The following is a 16,683-nucleotide window of genomic DNA, read 5'->3' as shown; positions in this document are numbered from 1 at the left end:
TTCTACAACCACCAGCGCCGACACAGCGCGGCGGGCATGATGAGCCCGATCAACTACGAGAACACCGCGGCCCCCGACCGGGAAGCCGCATAGGGAAGCCCTCCACGATTCGGGGGGAACCACAGTCACACTCCGTACACCCTCAACGGTGAAGAGCCCTCAAACGCCGCCCCTTACCGGCACCACCTCGACAGAACCCCAAACAATTCTCGCCCTCAACGATGTACGTCCGCCGACATTCGTGCTCGGGAGGTGTCCGAAACGCACCCGCCGCGGTTGCTTATCTGCGATGTGATGGGTGTGCACAAGCTGACCGCGGGAGACGGGTACACGTACTAGACCACTGCGGGGGCCGGCTACGAGCCGACATTGACGCCGGTCAATGACGCGGATGCTGTCCTGCGGTATACGTTCGGCGCGATTTCAGGACAAACGACCGAATCCGAAACCATTGGGACAATGGGCTGGAATTCAACCTTCAGGACATTCGACCGAATCCAGGACAAACGACCCTAACGGGCGTCTCAGCTTCGTCGTCGAGCGAAGTACCCACTCGAGACGCGCGGGAGGTGCGGACTACCGCAAGGCGGCGCAACCAACTAGCGCGTTGCCGGCTACCGACCGGTATCTCGGCACTGCATGGCTTACGTCCATTAGATTTGCCTTTCGTGACGGAGTTCTCGGGCCCGAGTTGCAATATCTGCGGTGCCGTCATGCCCCGGGCTCTGATGGTCTTCCACCGCGACTGGCACGAGGCGCAGGAGGGACGTGGCACGCGGTTCTTCGAGGAAGCCGCAGAGGAGCTTTCACTCGAACGGTTGCTGAGGGTCGTCGCGGCCTTGACGGTGGTGCCGAAAATCTCCGCCCGCCCGGCGTTCGTGGCAGGGCTTCGTGAGCGCCTCATCGCGGAGGCCGTCACGCAGTCGAGCGGCCAACAGACCGCACTGCACCGCGGTGAGCGTTCCGCCTTGGATCATTCTGGACGCGATTGACACGTCGGCCGGACCCCTGTGCCGGGCAGGGGGAGTCGTCGTCCATCTGCGTGGCCGAACACGATCTTGGAGCCCGACCCGTTGGCACGACTAGAGGCCGAGGAGGACCGAATGACGAGGATGCCCCTGGCGCAGCGGCGCCAGCAACTGGTCGACGCCGCGATCGCGGTGATGACCCGGGAGGGCGTGCAGAAGGCGACGACTCGGGCGATCACGGCCGAGGCGGAGACGTCGCTGAGTGTCTTCCACTACTGCTTCGGCTCCAAGCAGGAGCTGCTCGACGCCGTGATCAAGACCCTGGTAAGCACGACGGTCAACCTCGCCGAGGAGTCCTTCCGACCGGGCGCGAGCCCCGCCGAGATGATCCGCGCCGGCCTCGAGGCTTACTGGTTGCACGTGACCTCGCACCCCAAGGAGCACCTGCTCACCTACGAGCTCACGCAGTACTGCCTGCGGAAGCCGGGGTACGCCCATGTCGCGCGCGACCAGTACGACCACTACGCGGACGCCCTCACCGCCATTCTGGAGGTGATCGGCAGCCCGTCCGGGGAGCCGCTAGAGGTGGTCGGCCGTTACTGCGCCGCTTTGCTCGACGGATTGACCCTGGACTGGCTGGTGCGCCGCGACGACGAGAGAGCCCGGCAGGTGCTCGAACGGCTGGCCCGGCACATCGACGACGTGTTCGAGCCGGAGCACACCTCGGCCTGACCTTACGTCGGTTCCCTCCCGGCACTGGGACGGACCGTTCGGACCGGATCTCCGAGTGCCGCGGACAGCGCCCACCTGACCCCGTTGGGTCCCCGGTTGTCGAGGGCGTTGTCACCTGCGTAAGTGTGCTGCGCCGGTTCGCCCGGGGGATGCGAGGGATTCAGCAGCGAGTGTCAGTCGGGCTCCCGGCTGGCCGCCGGCAGCCAGTGCGGGTCCCGAGGTTGACTGACCTAGGCGGTTCTGACCGTGGGGCGGCTCGTGCGATCTTGCCGGCGGAGAAGTCGCGCTGCCCACTCCGAGGGATCGGGGTGAGGTTTTGGTCTCACCCGCTCTGCCGCAACCACTCGCCGTAGGGCACGGGCGTGGCGCCGCGCTCCGCCTGGGTGACGATGCACTCGGTCATCCAGGTGCGGAGCGACACCATCTCCGGCGTGGACCGCGGGGTCAGCAGATGATGGGTCTCGCAGATCTCATCTGCCAAGTTGTCGGCGACCAGGAGCTCGCGCACACTCGAGGCCAGATCGCGAGGAAGCGTCATCTCGATGTCGACGTACTCCAGCCCCGCCGCCGCAGCATCTAGCGCGATCCGGCGGCCCATATGCCGCGCGAAGGCCGGCCGCGTCACCAGCCGCTCGATGAGCCGGCCCAGCTCTCGTGGCGGGGTCGCGCCCACGTCGGAGTCGATGAGCTGCAGCTCCCGGATCAGGTCGTCGAGCCGCCGGTCGACGCGAAGCCCGAGTTGCACCGGGCACCGGAGCATCCGCACCCTCGCCCAGCCCGCGGGCAGGACGTCCGTCTCCGGCGTCGTCGCGCCACGGATATCCACCATCGGCGGCCGGACCTCGTGCTCGACGCCATCACCGGCGAGGTTGGCCCAGATCCGCCGTCGGTCGGCGCGCTCCTCGATCCCCCAGGACTCCGCCAGCACCGAAACGATCGCCAGCCCGCGCCCCGTGGTACCCAGCGCCTCGACTGGCGGTACGTCGCCGCCCCTCAGCACCGGAGGCGGGGCCACCGCCGGAACCGGGACCAGCCCGCCGGCATCCTCGACGCTGAGCCGCACGGCCGGCTCGAGATCGATCATCCCGACGTGCATGTAGGCACTGCCGCTATGCAGAGCGGAGTTCGCCGCCATCTCGGTGACGCACAGCGCAGCATCGTCGACGAGGTGCTCGCGGCCCCAGTCCAAGAGCCCGTCCGTGACGAACCTCCGCGCACCGGGGACGCTGGAGACCTCCGCGGCGAGACGAACCCGCAGCTCGGGATTGCCACCGCGCGGCGCGGACATCATGGAGACATTGTGCCCTGCGGCGCCTTCCGGCGACGTCCGCCGGTGCCCGCATACGGATCGAGCAGGTTCGACTCTCCTCCCCAGGCCGGAACTGTCGGGCGACCGCCAGGACTGCCGGCTTGCTGCCACCGGCGCGTGTGCGGGCCGCTCACCGATGGGGCGGCTGCGTGCGCCGTGGCACCCGCCCTACATCGGCACCAGGCCGTCCCTGCGCAGCGGGAGAGACTCCCGCTGGTGATGGTCCACTCGCCGTTGCCTTTCAGGTGGCTACCGGAATAGTCCTCTTTGGTCATCGTCGGTCCTGTGATGTCGGTGGCGCGGGCGTGGTCGGTGCGGTGGCTGTCCGAGGTCGGTGGAGGCCCGTACGGCGTCATTCAGTCCCAGGACACCCTTCCCTCGTGCAGATGCAGCGCGATCGCCTGCTCGGCGATGGTGGCGTGCAGCCGCTCAATCTCCTCGCGCTCGGTGGCCTGCCCGGTCAACGCCGACACGAAGATCTGGTACTTCTGCGACGTCGTCAGCCGCCGCCGGGGTTTCCTCCCGGTCACGGTCCGATCCGACACCACAACCACTCTCCATTCCGGTCAGGCACACCGGACCTGGTTGGGTTCTAGATCGCCGGGACCCCTCGTCGAAGTCAGAGGCAGACCGGTGACCGAACGAGGAAGTCGTCAAGCTCCAGAAGCGATGGAACGTGGTCCGACCGGATTTGGTGATCCCAGGGATCACCACGCCCGGAGGCGTACTTTCGACGTGGTCAACTGTGGGAGGGTCGGGGGTCATCCCCAGAGCTCGGGCTTCGCGCAGACCGCGCCGGCGGCATAGACGTCGGCGCCACCGAACCGGAGCCCGACCATCCGCGCCACCGGGCCGATGAGCATGTTGTTGATGTTGTCGATGAGCGGTACCAGGGTCTTCGACACGAACGCGTTGCCGGCTGTGGTCAGCTCGTTGACGATCGTGTCGGTGAGTGGCTTGGCGTCGATGAGCGATATCGTCTTGCCGCCGATCGTGACCTCGGTCACGGTCGGCACGACATTCCTCGGGTCGAGGTAGACGGCGCTACCCGTCTCCACAGGAGTCTCGTCGTTGGGCGGCATCTGCAGGTTCACCGTGTCCGCACCCCCGGGGTCGGTGGTGGTGACGTCGAGCCGCACCTTCACGTCCACCGTCAGCTTGTCGTTCCTCTTCAGGTCCCCGAACAACGCCTTCAGCAGCTCTGCGAGTCCGAGGTCCTGGAGGTTCCCGACCTGGACGTCGCCGTTCACCTGCAGCTCCGAGCCGAGCGAGTACGACGCTGGCTGGGTCTGCACCCTGACCGAGTAGGTGTGGGGGTTCGCTGCTGTGCCGTCGCCGCAGTGGACCGCCGGTGGCGCGACCAATTGGCCATACCCGTCGGCCAGGTTGACCGCGAGACTGCCCGTCCCCTTGTCGGTCTGGAGGGTCCCCACGCCAGGGACGTTGAGGCTCGGAAGGTTGACGAAGGCGATGCCGAGGGTGCCGTTGAGCTGGGCGTTGCGTGCCACGCTCTCGGGCGAGTTCGGCTTGCCGCACGCGAGCTGGGCGGCGGAGACCAGCGCGATGCCCCCGGTGAACTGGTAGCCGACGCCCGGCACGCCAGCCTGGATGTTCTCGACCTTGAGGAAGTGCTCCCCGGTCGCGAGCCGCGCGGCGCCCACGATGTCGAGCACGTTGAGCGCGATGTCGAGCGCAGCCCGGTCGGTCGGCGCCACGTGCAGCACGTCGCCGAGGGCGATCGACCCGATCGGCCCCGCGACCGCATGGATCGCCTTGAGCGCGTCGATCGCGGCCGCATTCGAGCCAGGGGCGTTCGACAGGACGTCCACCATGTCGAGGATCAGGTCGGCGTAGGTCACCGTTCCGGTGAGCAGCTTCTCGGGGCTGCCGATCCTCGACGCCGAGGCGAGGTCGCCGAGGGTGACCTTGGCGTCCGCCAGCGCCCGGTAGCTGGCCAGGTCGAGGTTGACCCCCAGCAGGTGGTTGAGCGGCTTGAGGACGGTGCTGTCGTCCGAGCGGATGGCAGCTGTGAACGAGCCGAGCCGGTAGCACGCCGAGCTCGACGCGACGGCGTACGCCGACCGGGTCACATCGCCCGAACCGGACGCCACCGCGTAGTCGGTGTCGGCGCTCACCGTCACCCACACCGCCGACGGCGGGTCGGTGGCGGTGTCCCAGACTCCCTCGTCGTAGGAGCCCCAGTCGACCTCGATGCGCAGGTTCTCACCGAAGACGTCGGGGTTGCGTGCGGCGCTTTCGCGAACCGCACTCGATGAGCTGCTCCAGTCCCCCTCGGCCGAGAGGTCTGCCTGTGTCCGATCGTCGTGGATCTCCCGGGCAAGGTCCAGCGCCACCACGTCGGCCAACGCCTGCAGGTCCGCGCGCGTCACCCGCTCCATCCCGAGATCGACGACGAGCGCGGCGACGCCCATCAGGACGCCGAGGATGAACACGCTGAAGAGCGCGACCGCGCCCCGCTCGTCCCTCCCACGCCTGCATCCGAACCAGCGGCTCGCGTCTGGCCGCGGCCCGGGCAGCCGTCGACCGTCCAACTGATCCCTCACCAGACGGCCCTCCCAAGCCTCGTCCCGCACCGTCCGACGACGGCCACGAGAAAAAACCCTAGCGAGAACAGCGCCCGTCGAGTCACAACAAGTCGCAACAAGAGGCACATCCGGCCGAACGACCGAGGAGACATAGTCAATTCGAGTCACGTCTTGCCAAAGCACTGCTGTCACCTCATCGGCGGCCCGATGTGCGAAGTGGCGATCTCCTCGACGTCGACGTCCTTGATGTCAGGGCCTTGACGTTGTTCGCGAACCGGGCGGGGCGGTGCATGCCCCCCACCCACCCGTCGCTGATCGTGACCTCGAAGAAGTCTTCGCCGGCCTCGGTGCGAGCCCGCACGTCGACGGAGTTGCAGCGGTAGAACCGGGCGATGGCCCCGGTGACGTACTGCTGAGGCGGGACTCGCGGCCGACCGGTCCGCGCGAGGTGGGTGGGTGGCCTTGCGGAGGTCCCCGCCGGCACTGATGGTCGTGGCCCGAGATTGGGGCGGGCCACGGTCATTGACCTGTACTCGTGGCGTCTGCTCGGCGCCGCGACCGGTCTGCACCCCCGACCCGGAGCTGGCGTGCGCGGCGATCAAGATGGCCGGCGACGCCCGCGGGGCGGGAAGGTCGCGATCTGCCGGCGACGAGCCGGCCCGAGCGTGTCATCTGCCACACCGACTGCTGCTTGGTACCCGCACACCTTCAACGCGTTCACGAAGTTGTGCCGCCAGACCGGGATCTGTCAGTCCAGGGGCCGATAGGGGATCCAGCGGTAGTGCCTGTCGTCGTTCTCGAGCCCGAACGCGACGTCGAAGATCAGGATGGTGACGATCGTGATGATCGCGCGGCTCGCCCGCGATGCCATGAGGGCGTCGCTCCAACTTGACACGACACCGACGTTTGTCAGTTGCCTTAGGCAAACTCTGACATTCGCAAGATGGTCAGGACAATTGACCCGATTTTGCCCGCGATCCGGTGTGGGTTTGTCACAATGCCGCACATGAACCCGAGCAACGCCGCGCTGCTGCGCCTCGTCGACCTGACCGAACTCGGACCCCGGGTGCGCGCCGCGCGACTCGCCCGCGGCTGGACCCAGGCCGAGCTGGCCGGTGACGAGATCTCGGTCGGCTACGTCTCTCGGATCGAGAGCGGCGCGCGACGCCCCAGCCTTGCCGTGCTGACGTACCTGGCCAGCCGACTCGATACGCCCGTCGAGCAGCTGCTCCAGGGCGTGACCGCGAGCGAGTACGACGAGATCCGGCTCGGCCTCGACTACGCCGAGCTCGCGCTCGAGCACGGCGAGGCCGTCGACGCCGAGCGTCAGGCGCGGGAACAGCTGGCGCGCGCCGAGGAAGCATCGCTGGCCAAGCTCGCGCACCGCGGCCGCTATCTCCTGGCGCGGGCGCTGGAGACGCTCGGCGATCTGGAAGGGGCGATCACCGAGCTCGAGACCCTGGCCTCGGAGACATCGGGCCTCCTGCTGATCAGGACCGGCATCGCCCTCAGCCGCTGCTACCGCGAAGCCGGTGACCTGGCCCTGGCGATCGAGACCGGTGAGCGGATCGAGGCAGAGGTCTCCGCCAGCGGGTTCGAGACCACCGACGAAGCGGTCCAGCTGACCGCCACCGTGGCGGCCGCGCACACCGAGCGGGGCGACCTGCACCGGGCTGCCCGGATCTGCGCGGAGGCCGTCCGGCGTGCCGAGGAGCTCGCGACGCCTCGCGCCCGCGCGGGCGCCTACTGGAATGCCAGCATCGTTTATGCCAAGCGCGGCGACGTCGAGACAGCGCTGCCTCTGGCGGCCCGCGCGTTGGCTCTGCTGAGCGAGGGACAGGACGCCCGCAACCTGGCGCGGCTGCGCGTCCAGCTCGGGGAGCTCCAGCTCCAGCTCGACCCGCCCGATGTCGCGACGGCGTTCGAGAACCTCGCCCGGGCCCGGGAGGAGCTCGCCGCGTCCAGCGCAAGCGAGGTCGACCGCGCGCACAACGAGGTCACCATCGCCCAGGCCCACCTGATGGCGGGCGATCCCGAGCGTGCGATCCAGACCGCTGCCGCCGCCCAGGCGATGGCCGGCGACCGTGCCTACCAGGTGGTTGCGGCGGCGATCGTCGTCCGCGGGCAGGCGCTGGCTGCGATCGGGCGGGCCGAAGAGGCGCGTACGGCTTTCCGTGAGGCGGTACACGCCCTCACCGGTGCCGGCGCCGACAGATCGGCTGCGCAGCTGTGGTTCGAGCTGGCCGACCTGCTGGAGGAAGCCGGCGACCTGGACGGAGCGCGTCAGGCCTATCGAAGCGCCGCAGCCACCACCGGGCTCGTGGCCCGGCGGCTGGTGCGGCGCTACGACTCGGCGCGCTGCTGACCGGAGCGGGTCAGCAGCAGTACACGGTCCTGTCTGTCGAGACCGGCTTGGCGTCGGCCGGCGTCGCCATTCCAACGGTGGTAGCCAGCGCCGCCACGAGTGCCGCGATCGCCATCTTGGCTGTCTTGTTCATCAGTCATCCCTGGGTGCGGAGTAATCGGTCAGGGTCCGGGAGTGGAGCCCAGAAAAATCTGTCACATTCCGTCACATCCCGTGGTCAAACCGACTAGGCTTCGCTACAAGATGTGACGAACAGCCCGGACGGTACGGGGTAAGGTCCCCTCCCACTGCTCCGACACCCGGTCCGCCGTCCCTCCCTGTCGGGTGAATCCCCCACGCCCGGCATTCGACCGCCTGTCGTTGGAGCCGACAGGCGGTCCACACTTTTCGACTCGGTCGGCCGAGCGGGAGAGGATCCGTAGGCCGGTCAGGATCGCGGCGCCGAGCAGAGTTGCCCAGTGGCGCCGGCCGCTCGCCCCTTGCGATCCGACGAAGACCACGACGAGCGACAGCGTGAAGGCAATCACTCCCGATCACGGCGACCGCCGTGGTGACCGTCCCCGTCCGCGGAGGACTCCTGACCATGTGTGCGCCTAATGGGAGTCCGAAGGCGATCTACCAGGACGGCCGGTGTGCTGCCATTGGCGGTTCACAGGTCCGAGCAGAGGGAGGAACCCGCATCAAGACCAACTGATCAACCCCGAAGAGTGGGACTTTCAGATGGCCCTCAGCGGGGACCACGACTTGGCCGTTGACAACCGCCGCCGAGGTTCTACGACTCCTTGAGGAGACCTGGTCGAGCCGCCCGAAGGAGGGGTCGGGGGGCGCATCGGTCCAGCCCCGGCTGGGCGCGACGCTGGTTTCGGACAAAAGGGATCCGGACGGGAGCGGCGCGCGCCCGCGCCTCGGTGTTAGACGACGAGGGCAGATTCTCTTCCCAGTGGGACGGCTGCCTGGTCTCGTCGCGGAGGAACTTCAGCGAGCGGCTGCTTGTCGAGTTACGAGCCAGGCCGGTATTACGATACGACCCGCTCCTCGAGCATCCCGATCCTGGCGCGGAGGCCTTCTTGCCGTGCATGCATGGCACGTAACGATGCGGCTAGGTCCCCGAGAATATCCAGAAGGTCGTCATCGCTTCTCTGGGTATTCATGAGCCGACCATATGGTCACGCCTCAGGTTGAGACAGAGGCCTGGCGAGTTGGCGAGACGTTCCTCGCCTGCTCAGTGCAAGTGGTAAAAGGGCGCTGCGCCGGTCCGGCACGATTCGTGTCAGCGCCGGTTGAAAACTGACCCGAAGGGTCGGGGTTCGAGCGCGGACGTGCGCCGCCCATGTCGGTCGTCTGTCAGCGGCCATCGGAAATCTCCCAGAGGCGGTCACCAGATTCGGCCCACTCGCGGCCATGGAAGCTGCCCGCTCGCGGCCACCGGCTGTGTCTGGAGCTTGCGTCGATGAGGGCTGCGCACCCTTCCGAGGCTCTGTCACGCGCGGTCGCGTCGGCAACGTCTCGGTGACTTGCGCCGACGCGCGTACAGCTGTCGCTCCTGGGGCCGCAATGCGCCGGATACCCCTCAACTACGCCGGATTCACCTCCGGAGACGGGCGCCGACGGCTCGACATCGGTGCCGTCGCCGCCCAGCCGACGAGACGCCCGCCGACGCGGTTTGTGCGGCGCGATCGAGGCCCATCGACGATTGCGCTTGCAGGTCGTCTGGGACCCTGTCGGTCGAGGCACTCACAAGCGCGCAAACTCGTGGTCGATGCGGCCGCCGCTGGGCAATTTCTCGTGGCCGCCAACAGTCGTCCGAGGGCGCTAGCGGGACCGCGCCGGAGAGATCAGCAGCCGGAGTCATGGGTCGGACCGGAACCGTGGGATCAGCACCGCGCAATCGTCTGGATCAGTCACCGGTACGTGCAGCAGACCCATCACACCCAGGGCGATTTACCCCGTAAGAGCGGGGACGCATCGGCCGTCGTGAGCGCTGATCGTCCCAATGCTGAGTGCCCGGCAACTCAAAAGGGGTTGCCGGGCACTCAGTTTGGTGTGGCGTCAGGGCAGGTAGATCTTGATCTCATCCAATGTGCCGGTGTCGTCATCGACGTCGACCCCGGCCACCACCAGGCCGGGCTGGAGGTCAGCCGGGGTCAGGATCGGGTCGTCGCTGCCGTCGGAGTTGTCGCTGTCCTTGGCCTTGATCTCGGTGTCCTCGGTTGGCACGAACGACATACTGCCCGCGGCGTAGCTGCTCACGGTCAGCGTTGCGGTGGTCTCGTTGTATTCACCATGCTGGTCCGGCCGGTCAGACTTCCTGAGAGCTCCGACCGTTCCCGAAGTCCTGAGCCTTCAGAGGTCTTTCGATCCGACCGACCTCAGACGGGTGTGTTCAACACACCGACCTGATCCCCCGAACTGCCTAGACCGGTGATGTCGATGGCCGTGGGAACCCTCGACAGGCACGGGGGCCAACGCGCTGGCGCTGCTGCGCGGCCGTGATCTGTCGTTGCCGGCCGACGGATCCGCTGCCGTGCCCCCTGATCGGGTCGCCGCCTTTCCGCTCGCCATGCCCTGACCGGGACACCGCAAGAACGGTTCGTGACCGACCCGGGCCCGACACGCGAGGACTACCCGAATCCGGCCGTCGCGTGGCGCCGCCCGTCGATCCCAGCCAGACGGGGAGTCGTTCGGCCCTCGTCGTAGTGATGCCGTTCCGGCGACCGGCCAGGATTCCTAGTCAGGTCTAGTCATTTGTCGCGAAGCACCGGATTTGCCGCCCCTGGCTGGTGCTCACTGGATGTACCAAGTCTCGGGGACCAGCAGGGTTTGCCGAGAACCTCGAATGAAAGGCAGAACCCCCAATGCGCAAGTCAATCAAGCTCCTCGTGGCTGTCGCGGCCGCTGGAACCATCGCTGGCGCTGGATCCGCGTTCACCGCCAGCAACACGCTCAGTGGCGACAACGTGGCCGGTTACGGCAGCTCGACAGTCAGCGGCGCCACGGTTGAGGCCATGGAGCACACCCTGAGCAGCGACGGCACCACCATCACTTCGACCTCGCTGACTTTCACCACCGACCTGAACTCCGGCCACCAGGTCAAGGCCGGTTTCGGCACCGCCGCGCTGCAGTCGTGCACGGTGACGGTGAACGTGTCCCCGACCAAGGACACCGCCGTCTGCACCTACAGCACCGCTCCGACCACCTCCAGCGCCGCGGACTTCCACGTCACGGTCAGCTGAGCACCTCGGCTGGACACCTGAGACGAGTGTGGTGGGTGCGGGCGCATATCCCGCACCCACCACACCGGGCCACGCAAGGAACACCCGATGCAGGTTAGGAAGCTCGCCGTGATCGGCGCTGTGGTGGTGGTCGGAATCAGCGCGAACAGCGCGTACACGGCCAGCAACACGCTCAACGGTGACAACGTCGCGGGGTATGGCACCTCGGCGGTAACCGGCGCGATCGTGCAGGGCATCGAGCACACGTTGAGTGGCGGCGGCACGACCATCAACGCCACCGCGCTGACCTTCACCACCGACCTGAACTCGGGCCATCAGGTCAGGGCCGGTTTCGGCACCGCCGCGCTGCAGTCGTGCACGGTGACACTGAACACCGCCCCGACCCTTGACACCGCCACCTGCACGTACTCGCCCACCTTCAGCACCTCCACGGCCGGCGAATTCCACGTCACGGTCAGCTGAGCCAGGTCGCTCGGCGTCTGAGGCGTGGGCGCGTGAGGCTGCAGCCATCCGCCACCGGCTTGGGTGGCGAACCGTCGCCAGAGCAATCAGAGAAGGCACATGAAGCAGTTGACCTGGTCTCGGATGACCGCGACGGTGCTGGCCACCGCCGTACTGGTCGTCGGCTTCGTCCTGCTCGCACCCACATCGCTCGGCGGGACCGCAACCTGGGTGTCCACCACCGGCAACAGTATGGAGCCGCGGATCAGCGACGGGGACCTCGTCATCGTCCGCGCATCGAACACCTATGCGGTCGGCGAGGTCGTGGCCTACGACAGCGCCGACCTGCACCAGATGGTCCTGCACCGGGTGACATCGATCGATGACGGTCGGTACACCTTCAGGGGCGACCACAACGACTTCTACGACCCCGAACAACCCACCCGGCAACAACTCCTCGGCAAGGAACTGGTCCGGATCCCCTCCGGTGGGATCTGGCTGGACCGCCTGACCCACCCGGCCGTCCTCGGCGTGCTGGCCTTCGCCCTGCTGGCCGCCGGCGGCACCGCACTCGACGTCAAACGTAGACGCAGACACCGACGAAAGAGCAGAGCCATGTCACAGCACGCAGCATCAACCAGAACCCCACGCCGGGCCGCCGGTTGGGCACCGTGGCTACGCACCACCGTCGCCATCGGTTCCATTGCCGGCGCCATCGGCCTGCTGCTCGGCGCCGTCTCCTGGACCCGGCCCACCACGGAGCTGGAGACCGCCACGGCCCAAAGCGAACGCACGATGAGGTTCTCCTACCACGCCGAGGTGCCGCCCTCGCCGGCCTACGACAGCACCCGGGTCACCTCGCCCGCGCCCATCTTCCGCAAGGTCACCGAGGAGCTGGACCTTCGCTACTCCTACCGCGGCGATCCCGGCACCGTCACCGTGGCCGCCGAACTCTCCACGGCCAACGGCTGGCGCTCCCACATGCCACTGCAGAAGGCCGTCAGCTTCGACGACCGTGACTACACCGGCACCGTCGAACTGGACGCCAAGCGGCTCGAGGCCCGCGCCCAGGCCGCCGCCGACGCCATCGGAATCCCCAGCGACCAGGTCGACGTCGCCGTGGTGGCGACCATCACCACCGCCGACGGCGACGTATTCGCCCCCCGGCTGACCTTCGCGCTGACCCCGACCCAGCTCACCCTCGTCGGAGGCAACGCTTCGCTGACCGTCGCCGACACCACCGCAACCGACCGCGCAACCCGCGCCGACAACACCTTGGGCATCGGCGACTACCAGGTGTCCGTCTCGGCGCTGCGCACCGCATCGATCCTCCTCGCCCTCACCGGACTGCTGACGCTGGGCCTTCTCGGTCTCGTGACCGGACGCAGGTCCACGAACGAGGCCGCCGCGATCAAGCGTCGCTACGCCCCGATCCTGCTCCACGTCGAACCGGTGACCAGCCCACCCGGCCGGCCGGTCATCGACGTCACCGACTTCCCCGCACTGGCCAGGCTCGCCGAACGGTACGGCCTGCTCGTCATGCACTGGACCCGCAGCGACGTGGAAACCTACATCGTCCACGACGACGGCATCACCTACCGCTACCGAACCAGCACAAACCCCTCACCCGCCAGCACCAGCACCAGCACAACGTCGGCGGTCCCGACCAGTACCTGACCCACGACACCCCAAGTCGTCTCCTCGGCCTTCCCCACCGGCCGACGAGACCAAGCGGATCGGCATACCCCCCAAGGACCGATCCGTAGCCGAGGGCCCCGCGCATCCCCGCGCGGGGCCCTCGGCCCGCCGGCTGGCCGACGACGGCATCCCACCCTCAACGGCCGCCACTGGGAGCTGGCCCGCGAGGACGTGACGAATCGGCTCGCCGACGTCGCGCCCGACGCAATCCGCAAAGCATGCGGTGAGGGTCAACGGCACCTGGTTCCCGGTCATCCAGGCTTTCGAAGTCGCCGCCGGGATCCCGCGATCGGAGTTCGTGTCCAACACCGCCCGCCGGCATCTGGCGGCACTGGGGCACGAGGTCGCCGGCAACGTCGAGCCGCGCACCGCGCCGCCGGCGGTCCACAGCGCGTTCACGTCCCCAGTTGCTGCGGCGCCGCTGCGGGACCTCGAGCGGCCAACTGAGGTGTCGGGGGAGTGGCACACCGAGGCCAACGTCCAGGACCCCCTTGTGACCGCGCTGGCGGCCGACGGGTGGCGGATCCTGTCGGTGGCCAACACGGCGACCAAGGAGCACGGCATCGAATGTGATGACGATCTGGTCATGGCGCGGCCGTCCGGTGACCCCAGCATCAACGACCACTAGGTCTAGCTCGTGGTAGAAGGCTCCCGTGAATGCTGGTTTGGGATGCGCCAAGGCGTAACTCATCCCGACAAGCTCGATGTCCGTCCACGTCTCGAGCGCGGGTCGTCGCGGGTGCGCGAGCTCGAAGTGCGCGTACCGGCTGCTTATAGGCCCACCCTGATCGCGAAGTACGAGCGATGTGGCACCGCGGAGGGTAGCCGTATAGCCCTCGTACAAGGCCAAGCATCGCAGCACCTCAGCGGCTACCCAGAGTTCGTACAACTTGCCCTGCTTAGCCCCCGGAGCAATCACACTCGACCCAGTGCCACCGGATTGATAGCCGGATAGGATCGCGTCCAAGCGGGCGCGGAACTGAGCTTCACTCAGAGCCATGGTCTAGTGCTCCATCGTCAAGCAGTTCACTGATGAGGTCATCGAGTAGGACAAGCAGGTCCCGGAGGTCGTCCCCGTCTTCCGTGAGATCTAGCCGATCAGTACCGGCCGCGCGCGCCTCAGCCTCGGTCAATTCCAGGTACACCCCGGAGATTGGCTCCCCAGTCTCTGTAGAAGCGACCGCGTTCAGGCCGTCCAACACTCGGCGGACGCGCGTACGGTCGGATGCCGCGATGTTGTTCCGAAGTGCGCGGAGGGACGCCACCAACTGCCCGCCCGTCGACGTCGAATCCGACCCGGCTGCCACCACCGCCTGCAGCAATTCCGGGGCGCCCATTCCTTCCAATGACGCAATGAGATAGGTGAGTGCTCGGTCGTGCTCCTCCACGTCCACCAGCCCAGTTTGCCTGGATCGCCCGCTCCTTCGCAGACAGACGCCGTTCCGTACCCGTGCCGCCTACACACCGGGTACCGATCTGCTCTCAGTCGGTCGACGTCCGAGGGTCGGCCTCACCGAACGCGAGACTCCTGCGCTTCGGCTTAGCGGCGATCCCGCGCGAGCGCCCTGCCTCGACGTCGACGTGGGTGCGCCAGCATCCGCGCGAACTGCCGTTCAGGGTCACACTCGGGCCCTCCCGATGTTGAGCTAAAAGCCCTGTAGTGTTTGAGGTGAGCTTAAAAGTTGCGTCGTACCGCCGCGAGCCGGCTACGGCGCCAGGTCACCGTCCATGTCATCCTCCGCGCCGGGTATGCCGCGGTACAGGTGCTCCGTTCGGCGCTGATCATCAGCCGCGCGTTCTAGCAGCCGATCGAGCTGCCGCTCCATCTCGTCCGGGTCCAAGCCCTTCAGTTCGTACCGCGTGCCATCACGCTCGACCAGGATTGCTTTGTCCTGATGGCGCCTGAGGTAGGTCGATAGCACCGCGGCCACACCGCCCAGTCCGGTGCCGATCGAGACCACCAACGCCGCCAATTCTGAAACCTCGATGGACTCCTGGATCGAGAAGGTGGTCTTGATGCCTTCTGCGCGAAGCGAAGTGCTCAACGACATCGCGGCGTCCATCTGCGTTCGCACCTGGATGTATTGGCCGGCTCGGCCACCGGGACCGATGGCAACGACAAGCGAGCCGGGCGGAAAGGGAGGGTGCATGAACCGCATCCTGACATCGACCGCCGACAAATCGCCTGCTCGACGGTCTTCGCATCTGCTGGCGTCATCGCGCGGGCGACCTGCTCCAGCGGTCGCCCCAATGACCTGCGTCCTATCGCCGCCAGTCGGCGCCGAGGGTTCCGCGACATCACCCGCCGCGCGCATCGGGCGCGTCTCGGCCAGTGGAGGTGGCTCTACCCCCGCTCATTGCACCACCACCAGATCGCTGGCACTCGGAACAGTGCGGTCAGTGCTGGGCGCGCTGCTTGAGTCCCGAGTTCAGATTGTCGTGATGAGCCTGAATGGCGGCCCGGCCCATCAGCGCCTTGAACACTGGAAAGAACGCCCCGGTGACCACCTCGGTGTGGGTAACCAAGACGGTGCCGTCTGCCTGCGGCTCGATGTCGAGCGACCGGTCGCCGGCAAAGAACCGGTCGTGGGCGATGTTCCCGTGCCAGGCCAAGCGGCGACCCGGGTCAACGGCGGTCAGCCTGACCTTCACATTCACCGACGGGCGGCCCGGCATCACTAGCTTCACCGCGCACGTGTTGCCGACCTTGAGGTCACCTTTGATCGAGGGCACAGACGGGTTCCACTCCGACCAGCTGTCGAAGTCGCTGATGACCTCCCACACCCTGTCGGAACTCGCCTCGACAGCGAACGTGGTTCGGTAGATCGCCATGACGTGACGATAGTGGGCGGGTATTCGTCCCGCGGGGGTAGAGGCCGAGGACACACGATCCACCACGCTCAGCGAGGCTGCGGACGTGCGTCTATCCGCCGGTGCGCCGTGAGGCGCTTGTTGATTGAGTGGAGGTGAGAGACCTTCGCCTCCGTCCCGTCGCAGCGGGGCGGTGAAGCTGGGGGCAGCCTGTTCCGGGAGATGCCGGGATGGGTGGCAAGCGGCCCCGACAAAGCCATGGCGTGTCGGCACTGCCAGACGACGCGGGTGTGGCGAGCGTGGCGGAAAGGCATACGCGAGAAACCGACGTTCTACGCCTCTCAAAGACGCACCGGCTCGAACCTGGCGGATCTGGGCCGGAGGCGACGCGCACCCGACCTCCCTCATCACGGAGGCCGGGGAACTCCCCGACATGTCGGCGGGACTGAGGGGAGTGTGGTTCCCCCCGAATCGTGGAGGGCTTCCCTATGCGGCTTCCCGGTCGGGGGCCGCGGTGTTCTCGTAGTTGATCGGGCTCATCATGCCCGCCGCGCTGTGTCGGCGCTGGTGGTTGTAGAAG

General features: G+C 67.3%; 17 protein-coding genes. 7 read left to right on the top strand and 10 right to left on the bottom strand.

What is annotated here, in order from left to right; translation table 11 throughout:
* Positions 1-668 precede the first annotated feature (668 nt).
* On the top strand, positions 669-992 hold the full coding sequence (locus tag D0Z08_RS31055; protein ID WP_147381602.1) for a hypothetical protein: 324 nt from the start codon (positions 669-671) through the stop codon (positions 990-992).
* Positions 993-1,103: 111 nt separating this feature from the next.
* The gene (locus tag D0Z08_RS31050) at positions 1,104-1,700 is read left to right on the top strand and encodes a TetR/AcrR family transcriptional regulator (RefSeq protein WP_118929156.1); all 597 of its coding nucleotides are present in this window, start codon (positions 1,104-1,106) and stop codon (positions 1,698-1,700) included.
* Between the two features lie 322 nt (positions 1,701-2,022).
* On the opposite strand, the gene D0Z08_RS31045 is transcribed toward D0Z08_RS31050, so the two are convergent.
* The 5 genes from D0Z08_RS31045 to D0Z08_RS33565 all read right to left on the bottom strand — a co-directional run bounded on the left by D0Z08_RS31045 (position 2,023) and on the right by D0Z08_RS33565 (position 6,426).
* A complete protein-coding gene (locus D0Z08_RS31045; RefSeq protein ID WP_147381601.1) occupies positions 2,023-2,991 on the bottom strand; it encodes an ATP-binding protein in 969 nt (322 codons plus the stop codon).
* Between the two features lie 374 nt (positions 2,992-3,365).
* The gene (locus D0Z08_RS31040) at positions 3,366-3,539 is read right to left on the bottom strand and encodes a hypothetical protein (protein WP_220454475.1); all 174 of its coding nucleotides are present in this window, start codon (positions 3,537-3,539) and stop codon (positions 3,366-3,368) included.
* 231 nt (positions 3,540-3,770) lie between these two features.
* Positions 3,771-5,573: a Tad domain-containing protein gene (locus D0Z08_RS31035; RefSeq protein WP_147381600.1), complete on the bottom strand. Its 1,803-nt coding sequence runs from the start codon at positions 5,571-5,573 to the stop codon at positions 3,771-3,773.
* Between the two features lie 175 nt (positions 5,574-5,748).
* Entirely contained in the window at positions 5,749-6,078 is a 330-nt protein-coding gene (locus D0Z08_RS31030; RefSeq protein WP_245994673.1) for a DUF2469 family protein, read from the bottom strand.
* 225 nt (positions 6,079-6,303) lie between these two features.
* The gene (locus D0Z08_RS33565) at positions 6,304-6,426 is read right to left on the bottom strand and encodes a hypothetical protein (RefSeq protein WP_281271804.1); all 123 of its coding nucleotides are present in this window, start codon (positions 6,424-6,426) and stop codon (positions 6,304-6,306) included.
* Positions 6,427-6,561: 135 nt separating this feature from the next.
* Between D0Z08_RS33565 and D0Z08_RS31025 the strand changes: the two genes are divergently transcribed.
* On the top strand, positions 6,562-7,920 hold the full coding sequence (locus D0Z08_RS31025; protein WP_182481606.1) for a helix-turn-helix domain-containing protein: 1,359 nt from the start codon (positions 6,562-6,564) through the stop codon (positions 7,918-7,920).
* Positions 7,921-7,930: 10 nt separating this feature from the next.
* On the opposite strand, the gene D0Z08_RS33560 is transcribed toward D0Z08_RS31025, so the two are convergent.
* Both D0Z08_RS33560 and D0Z08_RS32510 read right to left on the bottom strand, forming a co-directional pair.
* Complete coding sequence (locus D0Z08_RS33560; protein WP_281271803.1) at positions 7,931-8,053, bottom strand: hypothetical protein; 123 nt, start codon at positions 8,051-8,053, stop codon at positions 7,931-7,933.
* Between the two features lie 1,916 nt (positions 8,054-9,969).
* Positions 9,970-10,137: a hypothetical protein gene (locus D0Z08_RS32510; protein WP_182481605.1), complete on the bottom strand. Its 168-nt coding sequence runs from the start codon at positions 10,135-10,137 to the stop codon at positions 9,970-9,972.
* 638 nt (positions 10,138-10,775) lie between these two features.
* Between D0Z08_RS32510 and D0Z08_RS31015 the strand changes: the two genes are divergently transcribed.
* From D0Z08_RS31015 to D0Z08_RS31000, 4 genes are all read left to right on the top strand, one after another.
* Entirely contained in the window at positions 10,776-11,153 is a 378-nt protein-coding gene (locus D0Z08_RS31015) for a hypothetical protein (protein WP_118929150.1), read from the top strand.
* A gap of 87 nt (positions 11,154-11,240) precedes the next feature.
* Positions 11,241-11,615, top strand: a complete 375-nt coding sequence (locus D0Z08_RS31010; protein WP_118929149.1) for a hypothetical protein — start codon at positions 11,241-11,243, stop codon at positions 11,613-11,615.
* Between the two features lie 99 nt (positions 11,616-11,714).
* Positions 11,715-13,271, top strand: coding sequence for a signal peptidase I (locus D0Z08_RS31005; RefSeq protein WP_118929148.1), 1,557 nt, complete (start codon positions 11,715-11,717; stop codon positions 13,269-13,271).
* Positions 13,272-13,515: 244 nt separating this feature from the next.
* Complete coding sequence (locus tag D0Z08_RS31000; RefSeq protein ID WP_182481604.1) at positions 13,516-13,920, top strand: hypothetical protein; 405 nt, start codon at positions 13,516-13,518, stop codon at positions 13,918-13,920.
* 358 nt (positions 13,921-14,278) lie between these two features.
* On the opposite strand, the gene D0Z08_RS30995 is transcribed toward D0Z08_RS31000, so the two are convergent.
* From D0Z08_RS30995 to D0Z08_RS30985, 3 genes are all read right to left on the bottom strand, one after another.
* Positions 14,279-14,686 (bottom strand): hypothetical protein, encoded by a 408-nt coding sequence (locus D0Z08_RS30995; protein ID WP_118929147.1) that lies wholly within the window; start codon positions 14,684-14,686, stop codon positions 14,279-14,281.
* A gap of 312 nt (positions 14,687-14,998) precedes the next feature.
* On the bottom strand, positions 14,999-15,355 hold the full coding sequence (locus D0Z08_RS30990) for an effector-associated constant component EACC1 (protein WP_147381599.1): 357 nt from the start codon (positions 15,353-15,355) through the stop codon (positions 14,999-15,001).
* A 334-nt stretch (positions 15,356-15,689) separates the two neighbouring features.
* Positions 15,690-16,124 (bottom strand): SRPBCC domain-containing protein, encoded by a 435-nt coding sequence (locus tag D0Z08_RS30985; protein ID WP_118929145.1) that lies wholly within the window; start codon positions 16,122-16,124, stop codon positions 15,690-15,692.
* Between the last annotated feature and the right edge of the window lie 559 nt (positions 16,125-16,683).

Origin of the sequence: Nocardioides immobilis (genome assembly GCF_003515065.1) — a bacterium.
GTDB lineage: Bacteria > Actinomycetota > Actinomycetes > Propionibacteriales > Nocardioidaceae > Nocardioides > Nocardioides immobilis.
Note: the sequence above shows the minus strand (reverse complement) of the source record. Positions and strands in the feature narration are given on the sequence as shown.

What these genes read in the sequence shown, in the direction of transcription:
- D0Z08_RS31030 (WP_245994673.1), bottom strand. Translation starts at nt 6,078, where the DNA reads ATGACCGTGGCCCGCCCCAATCTCGGGCCACGACCATCAGTGCCGGCG.
- D0Z08_RS31050 (WP_118929156.1), top strand. Translation starts at nt 1,104, where the DNA reads ATGACGAGGATGCCCCTGGCGCAGCGGCGCCAGCAACTGGTCGACGCC.
- D0Z08_RS30990 (WP_147381599.1), bottom strand. Translation starts at nt 15,355, where the DNA reads ATGGACGCCGCGATGTCGTTGAGCACTTCGCTTCGCGCAGAAGGCATC.
- D0Z08_RS31045 (WP_147381601.1), bottom strand. Translation starts at nt 2,991, where the DNA reads ATGATGTCCGCGCCGCGCGGTGGCAATCCCGAGCTGCGGGTTCGTCTC.
- D0Z08_RS31005 (WP_118929148.1), top strand. Translation starts at nt 11,715, where the DNA reads ATGAAGCAGTTGACCTGGTCTCGGATGACCGCGACGGTGCTGGCCACC.
- D0Z08_RS33560 (WP_281271803.1), bottom strand. Translation starts at nt 8,053, where the DNA reads ATGAACAAGACAGCCAAGATGGCGATCGCGGCACTCGTGGCGGCGCTG.
- D0Z08_RS31010 (WP_118929149.1), top strand. Translation starts at nt 11,241, where the DNA reads ATGCAGGTTAGGAAGCTCGCCGTGATCGGCGCTGTGGTGGTGGTCGGA.
- D0Z08_RS31025 (WP_182481606.1), top strand. Translation starts at nt 6,562, where the DNA reads ATGAACCCGAGCAACGCCGCGCTGCTGCGCCTCGTCGACCTGACCGAA.
- D0Z08_RS30985 (WP_118929145.1), bottom strand. Translation starts at nt 16,124, where the DNA reads ATGGCGATCTACCGAACCACGTTCGCTGTCGAGGCGAGTTCCGACAGG.
- D0Z08_RS33565 (WP_281271804.1), bottom strand. Translation starts at nt 6,426, where the DNA reads ATGGCATCGCGGGCGAGCCGCGCGATCATCACGATCGTCACCATCCTG.
- D0Z08_RS31015 (WP_118929150.1), top strand. Translation starts at nt 10,776, where the DNA reads ATGCGCAAGTCAATCAAGCTCCTCGTGGCTGTCGCGGCCGCTGGAACC.